17 protein-coding genes are annotated in these 15,056 nt (G+C 52.7%); 7 read left to right on the top strand and 10 right to left on the bottom strand.

Annotated features, from left to right (window positions below; all coding sequences use genetic code 11):
- Positions 1-40: 40 nt before the first annotated feature.
- The 5 genes from E2F51_RS20080 to umuC form a co-directional block, all read right to left on the bottom strand.
- Positions 41-664 (bottom strand): hypothetical protein, encoded by a 624-nt coding sequence (locus E2F51_RS20080; protein WP_134824354.1) that lies wholly within the window; start codon positions 662-664, stop codon positions 41-43.
- 211 nt (positions 665-875) lie between these two features.
- On the bottom strand, positions 876-1,280 hold the full coding sequence (locus E2F51_RS20075) for a cupin domain-containing protein (protein WP_134824353.1): 405 nt from the start codon (positions 1,278-1,280) through the stop codon (positions 876-878).
- Between the two features lie 105 nt (positions 1,281-1,385).
- The gene (locus tag E2F51_RS20070; protein ID WP_134824352.1) at positions 1,386-1,925 is read right to left on the bottom strand and encodes a VOC family protein; all 540 of its coding nucleotides are present in this window, start codon (positions 1,923-1,925) and stop codon (positions 1,386-1,388) included.
- A gap of 247 nt (positions 1,926-2,172) precedes the next feature.
- Positions 2,173-2,841 carry a hypothetical protein gene (locus E2F51_RS20065; protein WP_134824351.1) on the bottom strand — a complete coding sequence of 223 codons (669 nt, stop codon included), beginning with the start codon at positions 2,839-2,841 and terminating at the stop codon, positions 2,173-2,175.
- Between the two features lie 174 nt (positions 2,842-3,015).
- Positions 3,016-4,275 carry a translesion error-prone DNA polymerase V subunit UmuC gene (gene umuC / locus E2F51_RS20060; protein WP_013202612.1) on the bottom strand — a complete coding sequence of 420 codons (1,260 nt, stop codon included), beginning with the start codon at positions 4,273-4,275 and terminating at the stop codon, positions 3,016-3,018.
- A 219-nt stretch (positions 4,276-4,494) separates the two neighbouring features.
- On the opposite strand from umuC, the gene E2F51_RS20055 reads away from it, so the two are divergent.
- The gene (locus tag E2F51_RS20055; RefSeq protein WP_134824350.1) at positions 4,495-4,845 is read left to right on the top strand and encodes a DUF3147 family protein; all 351 of its coding nucleotides are present in this window, start codon (positions 4,495-4,497) and stop codon (positions 4,843-4,845) included.
- A 21-nt stretch (positions 4,846-4,866) separates the two neighbouring features.
- Here the strand turns inward: E2F51_RS20055 and E2F51_RS20050 are convergent, their stop codons facing one another.
- The 5 genes from E2F51_RS20050 to E2F51_RS24135 form a co-directional block, all read right to left on the bottom strand.
- Complete coding sequence (locus E2F51_RS20050) at positions 4,867-5,667, bottom strand: cytochrome c oxidase assembly protein (protein ID WP_134824349.1); 801 nt, start codon at positions 5,665-5,667, stop codon at positions 4,867-4,869.
- Positions 5,668-5,682: 15 nt separating this feature from the next.
- Positions 5,683-6,156 carry a DUF2243 domain-containing protein gene (locus E2F51_RS20045; protein ID WP_209215453.1) on the bottom strand — a complete coding sequence of 158 codons (474 nt, stop codon included), beginning with the start codon at positions 6,154-6,156 and terminating at the stop codon, positions 5,683-5,685.
- Between the two features lie 197 nt (positions 6,157-6,353).
- The gene (locus E2F51_RS20040) at positions 6,354-7,322 is read right to left on the bottom strand and encodes a YiiG family protein (RefSeq protein WP_031594462.1); all 969 of its coding nucleotides are present in this window, start codon (positions 7,320-7,322) and stop codon (positions 6,354-6,356) included.
- A 135-nt stretch (positions 7,323-7,457) separates the two neighbouring features.
- Complete coding sequence (locus tag E2F51_RS20035) at positions 7,458-9,335, bottom strand: M48 family metallopeptidase (RefSeq protein WP_134824348.1); 1,878 nt, start codon at positions 9,333-9,335, stop codon at positions 7,458-7,460.
- A 155-nt stretch (positions 9,336-9,490) separates the two neighbouring features.
- The gene (locus tag E2F51_RS24135) at positions 9,491-9,628 is read right to left on the bottom strand and encodes a hypothetical protein (RefSeq protein ID WP_245174136.1); all 138 of its coding nucleotides are present in this window, start codon (positions 9,626-9,628) and stop codon (positions 9,491-9,493) included.
- A gap of 197 nt (positions 9,629-9,825) precedes the next feature.
- On the opposite strand from E2F51_RS24135, the gene E2F51_RS20025 reads away from it, so the two are divergent.
- The 6 genes from E2F51_RS20025 (at position 9,826) to E2F51_RS20000 (ending at position 15,048) form a co-directional block, all read left to right on the top strand.
- Positions 9,826-10,167 carry a hypothetical protein gene (locus E2F51_RS20025; protein WP_134824347.1) on the top strand — a complete coding sequence of 114 codons (342 nt, stop codon included), beginning with the start codon at positions 9,826-9,828 and terminating at the stop codon, positions 10,165-10,167.
- Between the two features lie 31 nt (positions 10,168-10,198).
- Positions 10,199-10,798, top strand: a complete 600-nt coding sequence (locus tag E2F51_RS20020; RefSeq protein WP_134824346.1) for a hypothetical protein — start codon at positions 10,199-10,201, stop codon at positions 10,796-10,798.
- A gap of 115 nt (positions 10,799-10,913) precedes the next feature.
- Entirely contained in the window at positions 10,914-12,014 is a 1,101-nt protein-coding gene (locus tag E2F51_RS20015; RefSeq protein ID WP_134824345.1) for an ABC transporter ATP-binding protein, read from the top strand.
- Positions 12,015-12,041: 27 nt separating this feature from the next.
- A complete protein-coding gene (locus tag E2F51_RS20010) occupies positions 12,042-13,319 on the top strand; it encodes an ABC transporter substrate-binding protein (RefSeq protein WP_134824344.1) in 1,278 nt (425 codons plus the stop codon).
- 2 nt (positions 13,320-13,321) lie between these two features.
- A complete protein-coding gene (locus E2F51_RS20005; RefSeq protein ID WP_105759835.1) occupies positions 13,322-14,233 on the top strand; it encodes a carbohydrate ABC transporter permease in 912 nt (303 codons plus the stop codon).
- Positions 14,230-15,048 carry a carbohydrate ABC transporter permease gene (locus E2F51_RS20000; protein WP_134824343.1) on the top strand — a complete coding sequence of 273 codons (819 nt, stop codon included), beginning with the start codon at positions 14,230-14,232 and terminating at the stop codon, positions 15,046-15,048. The genes E2F51_RS20005 and E2F51_RS20000 overlap by 4 nt, the downstream gene beginning before the upstream one ends.
- Positions 15,049-15,056: the final 8 nt, after the last annotated feature.

The raw sequence follows: 15,056 nt of genomic DNA, 5'->3' as shown, positions 1-15,056 counted from the left end.
ATGAGGCGCGTGTCGCGATGCTTCATTATCCCCAGAGGGCTCAGGAAGTATGGCGGTAAAGGGCATAATCCGAGCGAAGATAACGACAGGTGGCAAAAAGGCACAAACTGTAGCCGAGCAGCTCAGAGCACTCTTCCGCCATATTCTTGACCGTATGGCTATATCCCTCAGGCATAAGCGTCCGCCAAAGATCCTGCATACCGAACAGCCGGGAGAATACCAGTACAGTGAGCAGACCCGCGCTCATCATTCCCCATGAGGGATGACGGAGGAAACTCACCAGACCGGCGAGCGTACGTTGTGGAGATCTTAAGGCAAAAGTTAGACAAATCCCCGTCACGGCGAGGGCGAACCAGACCCAACACCCATGTTTTATTTCATCAAATAAAAAGTCCATTTCCCTGATTAACATGCAGGAAAAAAATCCCCCAATCAGCATCAGTGACGGACGCGCAGAGGAGTGCTTCATTGCGCGATAAAAATACAGTAGTGCAATCACCAGCAGCATCAGCTCCTGAGTTATCTCTGTTAAAGATGACTCATGAACAGCATCATGCATCCAGTGAACATCAATAAATACCAGACCCATCATCAGACAAAGAAACAGTGCACTGGTGAAAAATAAAACCAATTTGTTGCGTATAAAGATTAAATCAGAAAGCATTTTTTATAACCATTGCTCGACAAGCGGTAGACATTAAGTACGAAAAAAAGCCGGTTACAACGGAGTGAGTCACCGGCAAGATGCTGCAGGATAGCGTTTTTTTTATAGAAAAATGGTCCTTATGTGCCCTATGTTATTGCTGGCAGGTGCTGGCCTGTTGGGCACGGTACCGCGCAGCATGCCACGAGGGCATGCTGGGAATGATCCTGGATTAAGAGGTATAGGGTTCTGACAGTGCCTGTCCTTCAACGCCGGCATAAGTAATGATCACCTCGGCCGGTTCGTCAGTGGTATAACCGCGATGAACATCATCAATTGATTCGTTAAACGCTTCACCCGCGCTAAATTTTCGACTTTCGCCCGTCTCTTTATCTTCAATCGTTAGCGACCCAGAAATAATATAGGCAACATTAGGCATCGGGTGAGTGTGCCAGGGCAAAGTGGTATTTGCGTCAAAGTGCATTTTCATTACGGTTAAATGCGGTTTGCCTTCCGGATATTTTTCGTACGCTTTACCGTTCCATGCGCTACCACTACTTACCAGCTCTTCCGATTTAACCCCGTCGGATTCAAACTCAGAGGTTTGGTCAGTTTGTTCTTTAGAATGAGTAGACATAAATCGCTCCCTGGTTGTGATGAACGTGATGACATATTACAAAACGGGACATGCCAGGCAAATCGCGACCAGGCTCCCGCTGATAAATTCTCTGCGCTGCATGATTTACGCCTGTTTCGATGATGGGGCGGGGATCCACCTCGTCGCAGTGGCCTGCGGGTCATAACTCAGGGGGGTTGGCAGAGAGATCAGCTCAATAAGCAGTCCAAAGGGCGTCATGCAAAACCAGGTCTGGTTACCTTTCCCTTGTTCCTGGCCAAAACAGTCTGACGGGCCGTCAAACATTTTTGCGCCATGTACCCGCATCCTCTCACCAGCCTCTTGAATATCGTCAACATAGAGAGAGAAATGGTTAATGCCTGACTGGGATGGATTGGCTTGATGATCCTTTGCGGCAGGTTGAGTCTGAAACAGTTCCACATTACACCCATTCGCCAGACGTAACATCGCAAGGCCAGTCACCTTCAATTCACTGGGAAAACCATTCAAGGGCGCCATATTATCCCCAGCGATACTGTCTTCCTTATCATCTGGAGAAACCAACTGATAGAGAACGGATGCGCCCAGCGCATTAATGAAAAATTGTTTAGCCTGTTCAATATCTGCAACCGTAATTCCAATGTGCTCGATACCACGAATTGTCATTTATCCTCCAGTAGTTTTGTCCATATCAAATCTGCCTTCGAGGATTAAGCCTGGCAGAAATGAGCGAGATGTCACATGGATATTGTCACTGACTGGAATCACGGTTAAGCGGGTGAACGTTCGGGATAAGTGCATTTTTGTCCATGAGGCCGCTGAATCGAACCTCTGTTAATGCACTCTATGAAGCGGTAGAGGCTTTCTCCCGCTTACAACACCCGATATACAGATTACCCGTGGCGAGGTGAAATTAACCAGGCAAGCGACGAGGGAACGAAACCGCTTCTGATGAATGCCATTCACGTTCACCACGTTCACGAAAATCAGTGATAGCATCTTCGATGACTTGCTGACTTAAATAAGGCGCATCAACAATTATTCTCAACCCTAATCCATAAGCGTAATCAGGTAAAAACTCATAACCACAGTGAATAGCAGGAGGATCGTTACTCACTATTTCAAGCTCGCGTTTTTCAACAAACTCAAAAAAGGTGAGTCCACCGAAAAAATCATATTTGCTTGCTTCACGGGGGACGAATGTATGACTGATTATCTTTCCCCGCGCATTGTAGTTGGGGACTGTGTTTATTTTAAATTCATTTTCCCGTTGTTGCTCACTTAACATTTCGCAGGCCTGGTCGAATGCACGAGAGTGATACGCATCCCTGAAGGCGACCTGTGCGGTGATAATTTCCGCATTCCAAAAGTCAGCGGGATCTAATCCGGTGAACCAGATATCGCTCCACTCCCAGATACGATCAGATTCACCGTCAACCTGAGTGAACTCACACTCATCATAAAACAGGCCACCACAGCGATGACGCTCATTATGGATAAGGTTTTTTATCTGTATCACTTTCTGTCGGCGACGACGTCGTGAAAGGGAAGAAAAAATACGGTGTTTACGATGATAAGACATAAAGGCCCTCAGCTAGCCGGGGAAAGCCCAGCCGGTCAGAATATCAAAATCAGATATTCATTCCTACCGTCTTTCGTTTTTCACGACATAGCGTTGCGTTGACAGTGCTGTTCCAGCGCATGTGTGAATGGGCGCACCGGCGGGTTGGCTAAGCGGCCTGAAGCTCAGTGACCCTCAGCGGATAACCGGCAGATCCCGGAAGCGGGTGGTGTAGCTGGGCGACAGCATCTCACGCTTCATCGACCAGTCGCGCTGGATCCCCTGACCGGCGAACCAGACGCGGCTGCCGCTCTGTTTATTGAGCGTATCCAGCACGGCCATTAACGCCTCGCTGTTGGCTTTGGGCTGAAAATCATCAAACAGATTCAGCTGTGCCACGCCCTGATTGAAGAAGTCGCCGAGCATGATGCCGCCTTTCATATAGCGATGGCCCGGCCGCCAGATTTTGTCCAGACACTGAATGGCGGCGTTAATAATATCGCGGCTGTCCTGGGTCGGCGTCAGCAGCTTAACGCTGGCGGCATTGGTGTAATAAGGATGTTTGGGATCGTGCGGGCTGGTACGGATAAAGGTGCCGATTTCGCGGCAGTACTGGCGCTCGTGGCGCAGTTTTTCCGCGCCCCGGACAGCATAGCTACAGATGGCTTCATGCATCTCCTGATACTCGGTAATGCGGTGGCCGAACGAGCGTGAGCAGAGGATATGCTGCTTGGTCGGCACCTCTTCCAGCTCCAGGCAGGCTTCCCCGCGTAACTCCCGCACCGTGCGCTCCAGCACTACGCCAAAATGCTTGCGGATCAACGCCACCGGCGTATCGGCCAGCTGCAGCGCGGTTTCAATCCCCAATCCTTCCAGCTTTTTCGACAGGCGTCGGCCTACGCCCCAGACTTCTTCTACCGGCAGCAGTCCCATCAGCTTACGCTGGCGGGCAGGCGAGGAGAGATCGAGAACGTGCCCGGTTTGGGTCCATTTTTTGGCGGCAAAATTCGCCAGCTTGGCGAGGGTTTTGGTCTGCGCAATCCCCACGCCGACTCTCAGGTGAGTATCCTGCCAGATTTTATCGCGCACCTGGCGGCCAAAGGTATCCAGCGGCAGACAGTTGCTGATGCCGCTGACATCGAGAAACGCCTCATCAATCGAGTAAATTTCAATTGCCGGCGCCAGCTCTTCCAGCGTGCTCATCACCCGCTGCGACATGTCGGCATACAGCGCATAGTTTGACGAGAACACCGCCACGTTATGTCGCTGAATTTCGTCACGCATCTTAAAGTAGGGCGCGCCCATCTTGATCTGCAGCCGCTTGGCTTCGGCGTTGCGCGCAATCACGCAGCCATCGTTATTGGAAAGAACTATCACCGGGCGGCCTGCAAGATCAGGGCGGAACACCGTCTCACAGGAGGCATAAAAGCTGTTGACGTCTACCAGGGCAAACATAGCGATTTGCCTGGTGGGTGAGGGATGAGCGACATAAAGTGGGCCTCCAAATGTACTGTGTATATGTACAGTATATTTGAATGTCTGGAACGATCAAGAAGGTTTCCAGAAGACTTTGTTCCACCTTCATGACGTCGGGGGATAGGCTCATCATCGGATCACAGGATCTGCGTAACGGATGCTACGCTAAACACCCGTGTTCAGGACAAGAGGAATAAGATGATCTGGCTGATTGTGAAGTATGCGATAACCGCTGGGATGATAGTGCTTATCTCCGAGGCGGCAAAACGAAGCGACCGGTTGGGCGGTCTGTTGGCGGCATTGCCACTGGTGACCGTTTTGGTGCTGATATGGATGAAGCTTGAGGGGCAAACCCAAGAGAAAATAGCGAATCATGCATGGTACACATTTTGGTATGTCGTCCCGACATTGCCCATGTTTCTTTGCTTTCCCTTCATTTTTCAGCGGTGGGGATTCTGGGTCGCGCTGCTGGCCTCCTGCTTTATGACCGTGCTGCTTTTTTGGGGGTATGCGCTGTTACTTCGCCGCTTTGGCATTGAGCTGATGTGAACCTCGTGTGGGGTGTTCCTGTTATTTATGTGTGATTTTACCTGCTATCGCCTCTGGCAGGCTGCTGCGCTGTCGGAACCATGCTGCAAAAAAGCCAGTGATGATGCATAACTCGGCGATATCTCCGCCATAATACATCCACAGTGCGGCCGCCTGAATTTCCTCATGAGATGCTGAGGTCCCAAGAGGGTACCCGTATCCGTACATTAATTTTCCCAGAACACCATGAGCCGCCGTGGCCAGGAAAATGACTATCAGCCTTACGGACCTCGGCGGGCGATGGGGAGCAGGATCGGGCCCTGCGACAGACCAGGTAAAAAGATACCCGGAGAGAACAAAATGCAGATGGATAAAAACAAACAGGAAAGGGCTGGTCATCGTCAGCCCAAAAAGCGGGGTGAGATAAAGAAGATACATACCGCCAATATCCAGGAAAGCAGCGGTTATCGGGTGGATTAAAAAACGTATCGGGCGCGTGCGGAGAATATTCATAATGACGCGTGTCATTTTCGCGGGAGCACAGCGCATCAAAAGCGATCCGGGCGCACCAAAAACCAGGCCCAGAGGGCCAAACATTCCCAGAAAAAGATGCTGTATCATGTGACCACGCAAATCGTGATGAGCCCAATCAGCCACAGGCGGCAATACGGATACCACGATTAACACTATGCCGGCCGTGAAGCTGGCTGTACGCCACGTGCTCCAGCGGGCGGTGCCACGTATTCTGACGGCGGCCAGAAGATAAAGGCAGAGCAGTACGGCAGGCAAAATGACCAAAAGAACGAACAACATCGGGGAGTGGGGCACACCTGCGTGGTGCATTGCTGGCTCCACGGGTTAAGTTCCCGTCTGCAGTTCAGCCGTGCGCGCCCGGCGATAGATAATGAAACCCGCCCGCAATAAAAGCAGACCAGCCGCGTTCCAGATAAGGTCGTAGAGGAGAACATTGTCCACGTAACGGATCTGATGAATCCTGAGCAGCTTGTGATCCACAATCCCGTCAAAAAGCTGAAACGCTCCCATACCCAAAAAGAAGCCTGCCCATGCGGCTGTCCGGTTAAGCTTTCTGCGGCTACGCAGATCGGCAAACATAAAAAAGCCGAGGACAAACAAAATCAGTTCAGCTGAATGCAATAACCCATCTGAAAACAGGCCAAAAGCGGGTGTTTCCCAGTCAAAAAAGTGATGCCAGGCCAGAATCTGATGAAATATCACTTCGTCTATCGCTGCCATCAACCCAATGCCAAGCGGAAGCGTGGCGGTCAATGAACGTTTCAGATCGGATTGAATTGCTGGGGTCAACGTTGGCACTACTCACTCCTGAATAAAGAAAAATTTTACTTAAGAAGCGTAGCTGAAAATGAGGGTGTTCCGATGGCTCTCCGGCACAGGCCTTTCCGACCCTGCATCTGCCCAGCAAACAATTTTTATGCTTTTCATCCGGCAGGAGACGGCATCAGCCCGGCTGACGAAGCCTGCCCCAGAGTGACATGGGGCGGGCAGCCCGCTTACAGGCGGTTACCGGCCTCGACCAGTCCGTTATAGGATTTTAAAACGCGCATCGGTGAACCTGACACCATCCAGCCCGAATTGCCACTTGCTTTCAGCAGACTCTGCTCACCCGTGCTGTAAGGTGTTTTATCGCGAATCCGACGCATGCGATCCTTGCAGTCTTTCAGGAAGGTTCCGGCATTATCCTGGAAGATGGACCAGGTTAATGGCTTGCCCGCTTCGCTGGCCGTTGCCTTTTCTGCCTCAGTCAGCAACGTGCTGTAAGCATCAATCGCTTTTGTCATCTGTGCCACGTCGGGAGCGGGGGAGGTAAACAGGGTTGCCAGCGCCTTGGCCTGCGTGACTAATGCCAGGCGGTAGTAGCGACTATGCCGGCCCTCAGACTTCTCAATTTCAACCAGTTGCGCAGCCACGACCTCATTGTTCTCTTTTTCAACTTCGGCACCGAACTGGTCACTGGATTTCATAAAGCGGTCAAACGCCTTCATGAGTGGCGGATGCATTTGCTTGCCTTTCGCGAAGCCATCATCCTTGTAATCTTCCTGACTGTAGTAAAGGTGAGCCTGCGAAACCAGCGGCTGCAATGTCGTTAAATCCGCCAGATACTGTGTTGCTGCAGCATCCAGCGCCGGTAACGCCGGTTTCGCCTTCGATGCCTGGTTGATGGCTTTAGTGCAGCTCTCCAGTTCGTAAGGCGTGACCTCGCCCAGTACGTTGACGTTGCGCTCTTTGCCGGTTGGCCCCTTTTCAGCATTCGCCATCCAGCTCACATAGCGCAGGGCACTGTCGCGAACCGATCCATCCGTAGTGTTAAAGCAACCCACATAGGCGTTTAATTTTGTGGTGAGTTGCGCAGCGGTATCCTCCGCAACAGCCTGGGGTTGACTCTGCGGGGCTGGCTTTGCATCTGCTTTGTCACTGTTGTCGCATGCTGTCAGCGGCAGCACAAGGGCAGTCACCAGCATCCCGGGTATCATGGCCCTGCTTGCTCTTTTAAACACAATCGTTCCTTTATTTATGCGGTTAGAAATACAGGTTGGGAATTGATGTCCGCATCGGCTCCCTTATCAGCTGCGATGAGGGAGACGATGACAAACGGGTTATGCGCTTTGCGTCGCTGCCGACGATTCTTCTTTCAGTATCGCCCTGACTGTCTGATGACGATGCCAGTAATAGCCGAGGGTGTTTTTAAAGGCTTCAATCTCCTTTTTCAGGCCCGGCAGACGGATCTCACTGCGTTTTTTGCCCTGCGAGTTTGGCTGCACATGTTGCACGTAGAGCTTATCCCGGCCGAAGCTACGAATAACGTTGATGTTTTTAACGTTATCCCACTCCAGCACTTCGCCGGTTTTCGGCGCCACGATGCCCTGCCAGGTGATGACGATCTGCGAGCCATCTTTCAGGGTATAAGGAACATTGGGGAAATGCTTCAGCACCAGCGCGGTTTCCATTTCACCGTCAGGCTGATACCGCCAGGCCAGGCTCTCTTCATGCACTGAGGAGAAGTCGCGTTCATATTTCTGCCACAACTGCTGTTCCATCTCGTCGGCAACCGGCATCAGATCGACCCAGCTCTGTGCCGGGAAATCGGCGGCGATCGCTGCATAGTCAGCTTCGTTAATCTCATACCCTACGTTGCGCATCCTTTCCGCCAGCGGCGGGTGTGAATCAAACGGGTGCGGCACATTCTGCTCACGGATGACGCTGATAAAGTCCGGAGAGGCGACATGTTCAGGCAGACCTGCAGCAATAGCGTTACTGATCCCCAGTTCGTTTTCGTGCAGCGTTTGGTTATTAAAGAAGTTTCGCTCAACTTCATTCCGGTAGCTGGCATACGCAGACACTTTGATCAGTGATTCGATAATCGCGGCAGGGGAGACCAGCGTTGATGCATTGCGATCCGCGACAAACTCACGTTCACGGCTGTTACGCTGCCACGCCAGCTCAAACAGCATGCGATAAAGATAGAGCGGATAGAAGACGATCAGCGTGGCCAGATTCTGACCCATCAGTTGCATATAGAGATCAAACCGGTGCAGCTTAGGTCCCAGTAATGCGCCTGAGGCGGTGTCGCCTTCATGGAGGTGAGTCAGTTCATGGACCATCACACCATCAGCCTGCGCAACGGTGAGCTGACGCAGGAGTGGAATACTGACATAGAGCTTACGGCCGGTGAGCGGATTCCCATTCACGTTCAGCGGGGCTTCGGTCACGTAGAAGTTGGTGTCGATACCCGCAACAATATGATCGGGTGGCGTGGTGCCCACTCTGGCGGCCAGCATATCAATCTGTGACCAGAGTGCCGGGGCCGCTTGGCGGGTCACGACTTCGCCTTCAATACTCTCTTCCGGTGGGAGTTTTTTGAAGATGCCTTTAATCATGTAATACATACCGGCCAGCACCAGCAGTCCTACCGCCATTACCAGTTTTGGATAGTAGGTTTGTGTGAAGAAGGCGGTGCCCCAGAATGAGAGCCATACCAGCATGCCGCCCTGCACCATAACTTCCAGCGAACAGGCCAGCATCAGGAACTTGCGGGCCAGCGCCAGACTGATTACCTGTCCCTGGCGGCTTTTAAAGGCCAGCGCACTGAACAGCAGCACCATCAGCAGGACAACGCCGCTACCGATCAGTGTCCAGAATGCCACTTTATCCATCATGTAGAACTGCCACAGTTCGGATTGCGGTGCGCAGACGGCGTTTTTGTAATCCTGCAGATTTTCATCTACCGGGCCGCAGACACTGGAAGGCGGGTTCTGCTGCAAAAACGCCTGGAGTTTGCCCGTATCCTGATGTTGTTCCCGCGCATCGTTCATGAAGATTTGCGTGTATTGCTGATCAAGTTGCGTGTTGCCATATTCAGCAAAAAACAGGGTAATGACGGGGACGAGAAACAGTGTGAATAGCAGCCAGAAAAATACCTTTAGATAACCCTTTTTCAATTCCGTTAATGTATTCAAAATAATAACTTCCTGCATGTCTGTGAAAGGGAGAAGCTGCTGCTATCAGGAAATTCCGAAAAGAATAGCCTGGCCCCGATTAAACGGTGCGGAAGCATTTATGCGAGCTTCACGATATTATAATTATTGCAGAGCGATTATAAGCCAGATTGGTGCTGATGCCATACAGGGCGTTAAAACCCTGGCCCAGACCAATATCGAGATGTTTTGGATAAGCTATAGCCATTGTCGAAAAAAAAACCTGATAGTGCAGAATAAACAACTGCCATAATTAAAATCAGTGTAATATCTCTCTTCCAGAGGCCGAGCACAAACAAATAAATCGGGCCGAAAAATAGTCGTGTAAAATAAATCCATCAAATCAGTAAGGGAAAATTGCCCTGTCCGGACATCTCCTGCGCTGGATGGCATTTATATTAGCACCAAAGAAAATATCGCCACAATGATAAAAATATGTTAATTTTCAAAAAATTATTCCTCGTTCCTCACACCTTAGAAGGATATAAAGATGATCGCATGGAGCGTAGTGGGTTTTTTCGTCGCAGTATTAATTTCTGCCGCCTATCTCCTGTGTAAATGGCTGTTAGATATTTATTACTACGACGGTTTCTTTGTCGCGCATTTATGGGCGACAGGGGCTACGCTGATAGTTTCTGCCCTTTTCTGTGCGGCCTTTGTCTGGGTGCTCCGGCAGGAAAAATGGCTGGACTCCATTGCACAGGCAACGAAAAGCCAGCCAATGATGGCCCCCGAAAAAACCCATAACTTCTTTTTTATTCCCGTTCTCTACTGGCCGATTATTCTGTTTCTGCTCGGCTCAGGGATCTGTCTCTACGATCTGACCCGATAACCCCCTTATATCACTGATACAGGCCATACTGATGCTGTATCAGCGAAATGGAAATATCATCAATACGCAGGAGTTCATCGTGAAATTAAGAAAATCATTAAATATCGTGGGTGCAATCTGCCTGGCAACTGCCATCGGCGGAACCTCCCTGATGGCATCCGCAGCTGAGACAGCACCAGCCGCAGCCACGCAGACTGAGACGCTTGCTTTGCTGGATGGAAAGCAGACGTTCAAACTGCAGGGCTATGTAAAGCAGCCTGTTCCGGGCGGCGGACCGGGAACAATGTATGTTAACAAGCCGGAAAAACGCGTGTTGATCATTGGCGAAGAAGATATCCCGGTAATTGCTCGCGGTGGCAGTGACGCTGATTTTCTCAACGGCATGAAGTCAATTAAAGACAAGCAGAAGCAGGCTTCACCTTCTTATAAGGTGATCAGTGAGAAAACTGAAAATGCCAACGGTTTGCCGGTCTACCATATCGAAGCCACTGACAATATGGGGGGTAACGATGTGCAGCAGGCGACTCTGCTGGCGGTCGCTGACAATAAATTCACCGTCATTCAGGTGGTCTCAAACCACAAAGATAAGGCTGGTCACCTGAAAGCGGTTAACAATATTCTCGGTAAATAAGGCGTGAGTAGATTAGGCTGCATCAGCCCCATCACCCAACCGTCACCGCAGCGACATAAATCCTTCATTCCTATCCGCTAGCGTACTGCCATTCAGATTCTCGGATTGCGGATGCATGAGCCACCTCTCGCTTCACCATATTCATAAAGCCTGGGGCGAAAAAATCGCCCTTAATGACATCAGTTTTGAGGCGGAACAGGGCAGTTTTGTTGCGCTGCTGGGGCCATCGGGCTGCGGAAAATCGACCTTATTGCGTACCATCGCCGGACTGGAAACCGCCGATCGCGGCGCCATCCAGTTTAATCATGCCGACATCACCCCTCTGCCACCGTCGCAGCGCAAGCTGTCGATGGTGTTTCAATCCTACGCGCTGTTTCCTCACCTTAACGTGCGCGAAAACCTGCTATTTGGCTTAAAAGCGCGGGGCGAAGAGAAACAGTCGTTTGCTCAGCGCCTGGCGGATGTCAGTAAGTTAATGGAGCTGGATACGCTGCTGGATCGCCTGCCTTCGCAGCTTTCCGGCGGCCAGCAGCAGCGCGTGGCGTTGGGCAGGGCGGTGATCGCTAACAACACGCTGTGCCTGATGGATGAGCCACTGTCGAATCTGGATGCCAAGCTGCGGCAAAGCATGCGCCGTGAAATCCGCGCGCTGCAGAAGAAACTCGGCCTGACCATGCTCTACGTCACCCACGATCAAACCGAAGCCATGAGCATGGCCGACAGCATTATTCTGCTTAACGATGGCTATATTGAGCAGCACGGCACGCCGGACGAACTTTATAACCATCCCGCCAGCGTGTTCGCCGCGCAGTTTATTGGCGCGCCGCCGATGAATATCCTGCCGCTGCAACGCAACGGTAGCCATCATTACCTCCTGCCTCTCACGCAGCCGGTGGTCGAATACCCCGAGGCCACGCTCAGTCTGGGATTACGTGCCGAAGATATCCAGCTTATCCCCGCTGCACAGGCGGCCCTGACCGCGCGCGTAGAGAGCGCCGAATATATGGGTGCCGATACCTTACTGGTGTGCAGGCTGGCGGGCCTCGACGTGTCGCTGACGGTCAAAGTTCCCGGCATGCAGCGCTTCGCCGAGGGCAGCAACGTCGGCTTGCAGTGGTCCGCCGCACGGCAATACCTCTTTCACCGCGAAAGCGGTAAGCGCTGCGAACACGCCGAACAACAGATGTTTGCCTCTCAGAAAAAATACGCCATTTAACCGTTGTCATTTGCCCAAGGGAAAATCATGTTTGCAACTCGTTACTCACGCCTGTCCTCTGTTGTCTTGCTCGCGATGGCCACCTCAGCGTTCGCTGCCGATCCGGTCAAGCTGCAAATGTATTATCCGATCGCGGTGGGTGGCAAAGTCAGCCACACCGTCGATACGCTGGTGGCGGACTTCGAAAAAACGCACCCGGATGTGAGTATTCAGCCGGTGTATACCGGTGACTATGCGACGACCGTGACCAAAGCGCTGACCGCCTTTCGCGGCGGTAACGCGCCACAGATGGCGGTGATTGGCGATATTGAGGCGTATTCACTGATTGATGCCGGGGCGATTGTCGCGGCCAGCGATCTGGCGCAGGGCGAGGAAGGCAAAAAATGGATCGACGGTTTCTATCCCGCCTTTCTGCGCCACATCGACGGTAAGGTGTGGGGCGTGCCGTTCCAGCGTTCAACCGTGGTGATGTACTGGAACAAACAGGCGTTTGAAAAAGCCGGTTTGAACGCCGATACGCCGCCCGCTAACTGGCAGCAGGTGGTGGAATTCAGTAAGAAACTGACCCTCAAAGATGCCAACGGCGTCAGCCAGTGGGGTATCGAGATCCCGTCCACGCCAAACGGTTACTGGAACTTCCAGGGCCTGTCGGCCACCAACGGCGGACGTCTGGATAACGGCAAGGGCACTGCGGTTCACTTCAATACGCCGGGCAACGTTGAAACGCTGCAATGGCTGACCGATCTGGGGCAGAAAGAACAGGTTTCTCCGAAGGGAGCGATTGCATGGGGCACGACGCCGCAGGACTTTATCAGCGGCAAAACCGCGATGATGGTGACCACCACCGGCAACCTGACCAACGTGCGTGATAATGCGAAGTTCCCGTTTGGCGTAGCGATGCTGCCTGAGAAAACCCAGCGCGGCAGCCCAACCGGCGGCGGCAATCTGTATGTCTTTAAAAACACCTCACCAGAACAGCAAAAAGCCGCAATGGAATTCATCCGCTGGGTAACGTCGCCAGAGCAGGCCGCACGCTGGAGTATCGCCACCGGTTATGTCGCCACCTCAGCAGCGGCGTGGGATACCCAGGTGATGAAGGATTACGTCAAGGCGGTCCCGCAGGCCTTAGTGGCGCGTGAACAGCTGAAGTATGCCCAGCCAGAACTGTCGACTTATAACAGCGTGCAGATTCAGGATGCGCTGAATCACGCGGTGGAAGCGGCGGTGACGCAGGCGAAAACGCCAGCCGACGCGCTGGCCGGCGCGCAGAAGCAAGCCGATCGTCTGCTGAAGTCATACCAATAACGATGAGCATCATTCTCACCGTCGCACCGGTTCACCGTCCCCGGTTATGGACGATGCAGCTGTATGGCTATCTGCTGATCTTGCCAGCACTCAGCTTTTTGCTGCTGTTTACCCATTATCCGGCGGTCGCGACCGTGTGGGAAAGCCTGTTCAGCGCGGCGCGCAACGGTCATCCGGCCCAGTTTGTCGGGCTGGATAACTACCTTGCGCTGCTGGATGACGACATCTTTATCCAGTCGCTGCGCAATAACCTGCTGTATGCGCTGATTACCATTCCGCTGGCGGTCACGCTGGCGCTGTTAATGGCGCTGGCGGTCAACCGGCAGATGCGCGCCACTGCGCTGGTTCGTACCGCCTTCTTTATTCCCTCGCTGCTGCCGATGATCGCCATCGCCAACCTGTGGCTGTTTTTCTACACGCCGCAGCTCGGCTTGCTGAATAAGCTGCTGGCGCTGTTTTCGCTACCGGCGGTTAACTGGCTCGGCGAACCGCAAAGCGCGCTCTACTGCCTGATGGCGGTTTCGGTGTGGCGCGAAGCGGGTTTCTTTATGATTTTTTATCTTGCCGCGCTGCAGCAAATCGATCCGCGACTCGGTGAAGCTGCGGCGATAGAAGGCGCCTCGCGTCGCTATTTCTTCCGTCGGGTACAGTGGCCGCTGCTGATGCCGACCACGCTGTTTGTGCTGATCAATGCCTCGATGAATGCGTTCCGCATTGTGGATCAGGTGATCGCCATGACCAACGGTGGCCCGAATAACAGCAGTAGTTTGCTGCTGTTTTACATCTATCGCACCGCCTTCAGCTTCTGGGATATGCCTGCCGCCGCCGCGATGACGGTGGTGCTGCTGGTGATCCTGGCCGCCATTGCGCTGCTGAAATTCAACCTGCTGGACAAGCGAGCCCATTACCAATGACGCCGACACTCTCATTTGGTCGTTTATGCCTGAATACGGTCATAGTCCTCGCGGCGTTGCTGTGGTTTTTACCGATTCTGGTGGCGTTTTGGGTGGCGATTCATCCGGCGTCGGAACAGGGCAGTTTCTCATTACTCTCTCCGTTGACGCTGCAGAACTTCGTGGATGCCTGGCACGCCGCGCCGTTTGCCCGCTACTTCCTCAATACCGGCCTGCTGGTGCTGATGATTGTGGTGGTGCAGCTGGTGCTGGCAACGATGGCGGCTTACGCGCTGGTGCGTTTTCGCCTGAAATTCGCCGGGGTGATCTTTGCGCTGATCCTGCTGCAGTTGATGATCAGTCCGGATGTGCTGATCCTGAATAACTATAAAACCATCGGCGCGCTGGGACTGCGTGACACGCTGACCGGCATCGCGCTGCCGTATTTCTCCTCGGCGTTCGCCATCTTTTTACTGCGACAAACCTTTAAAAGTATTCCGCTGGTGCTGGAAGAGGCGGCAATTGTTGAAGGTGCCAGCCGCTTTTATATTCTGCGGAAGATTTACATCCCGCTGGCGAGGCCGATTTATGTCGCCTTTACGCTGGTGTCGATCAGCTTCCACTGGAACGATTTCCTTTGGCCGCTGGTGATCACCGACTCGGTAAACGTGCGGCCGCTGACCGTCGGCCTGCAGCTGTTTTCCGCGCCAGAGCAGGGTGTGCAATGGGCGCTGGTCAGTGCGGCCACCCTGATGACCACCTTACCGCTGCTGGTGCTGTTCCTGATTTTTCAGCGTCAGTTTATTCAATCGTTTATGCGTGCTGGAATTCGCTAAGGAGTGCT

It is taken from the genome of Erwinia sp. QL-Z3, from assembly GCF_004551645.1.
Taxonomy (GTDB): domain Bacteria; phylum Pseudomonadota; class Gammaproteobacteria; order Enterobacterales; family Enterobacteriaceae; genus Erwinia; species Erwinia billingiae.
Note: the sequence above shows the minus strand (reverse complement) of the source record. Positions and strands in the feature narration are given on the sequence as shown.

What these genes read in the sequence shown, in the direction of transcription:
- E2F51_RS20080 (WP_134824354.1), bottom strand. Translation starts at nt 664, where the DNA reads ATGCTTTCTGATTTAATCTTTATACGCAACAAATTGGTTTTATTTTTC.
- E2F51_RS20075 (WP_134824353.1), bottom strand. Translation starts at nt 1,280, where the DNA reads ATGTCTACTCATTCTAAAGAACAAACTGACCAAACCTCTGAGTTTGAA.
- E2F51_RS20070 (WP_134824352.1), bottom strand. Translation starts at nt 1,925, where the DNA reads ATGACAATTCGTGGTATCGAGCACATTGGAATTACGGTTGCAGATATT.
- E2F51_RS20065 (WP_134824351.1), bottom strand. Translation starts at nt 2,841, where the DNA reads ATGTCTTATCATCGTAAACACCGTATTTTTTCTTCCCTTTCACGACGT.
- umuC (WP_013202612.1), bottom strand. Translation starts at nt 4,275, where the DNA reads ATGTTTGCCCTGGTAGACGTCAACAGCTTTTATGCCTCCTGTGAGACG.
- E2F51_RS20055 (WP_134824350.1), top strand. Translation starts at nt 4,495, where the DNA reads ATGATCTGGCTGATTGTGAAGTATGCGATAACCGCTGGGATGATAGTG.
- E2F51_RS20050 (WP_134824349.1), bottom strand. Translation starts at nt 5,667, where the DNA reads ATGCACCACGCAGGTGTGCCCCACTCCCCGATGTTGTTCGTTCTTTTG.
- E2F51_RS20040 (WP_031594462.1), bottom strand. Translation starts at nt 7,322, where the DNA reads ATGCTGGTGACTGCCCTTGTGCTGCCGCTGACAGCATGCGACAACAGT.
- E2F51_RS20035 (WP_134824348.1), bottom strand. Translation starts at nt 9,335, where the DNA reads ATGCAGGAAGTTATTATTTTGAATACATTAACGGAATTGAAAAAGGGT.
- E2F51_RS20025 (WP_134824347.1), top strand. Translation starts at nt 9,826, where the DNA reads ATGATCGCATGGAGCGTAGTGGGTTTTTTCGTCGCAGTATTAATTTCT.
- E2F51_RS20020 (WP_134824346.1), top strand. Translation starts at nt 10,199, where the DNA reads ATGCTGTATCAGCGAAATGGAAATATCATCAATACGCAGGAGTTCATC.
- E2F51_RS20015 (WP_134824345.1), top strand. Translation starts at nt 10,914, where the DNA reads ATGAGCCACCTCTCGCTTCACCATATTCATAAAGCCTGGGGCGAAAAA.
- E2F51_RS20010 (WP_134824344.1), top strand. Translation starts at nt 12,042, where the DNA reads ATGTTTGCAACTCGTTACTCACGCCTGTCCTCTGTTGTCTTGCTCGCG.
- E2F51_RS20005 (WP_105759835.1), top strand. Translation starts at nt 13,322, where the DNA reads ATGAGCATCATTCTCACCGTCGCACCGGTTCACCGTCCCCGGTTATGG.
- E2F51_RS20000 (WP_134824343.1), top strand. Translation starts at nt 14,230, where the DNA reads ATGACGCCGACACTCTCATTTGGTCGTTTATGCCTGAATACGGTCATA.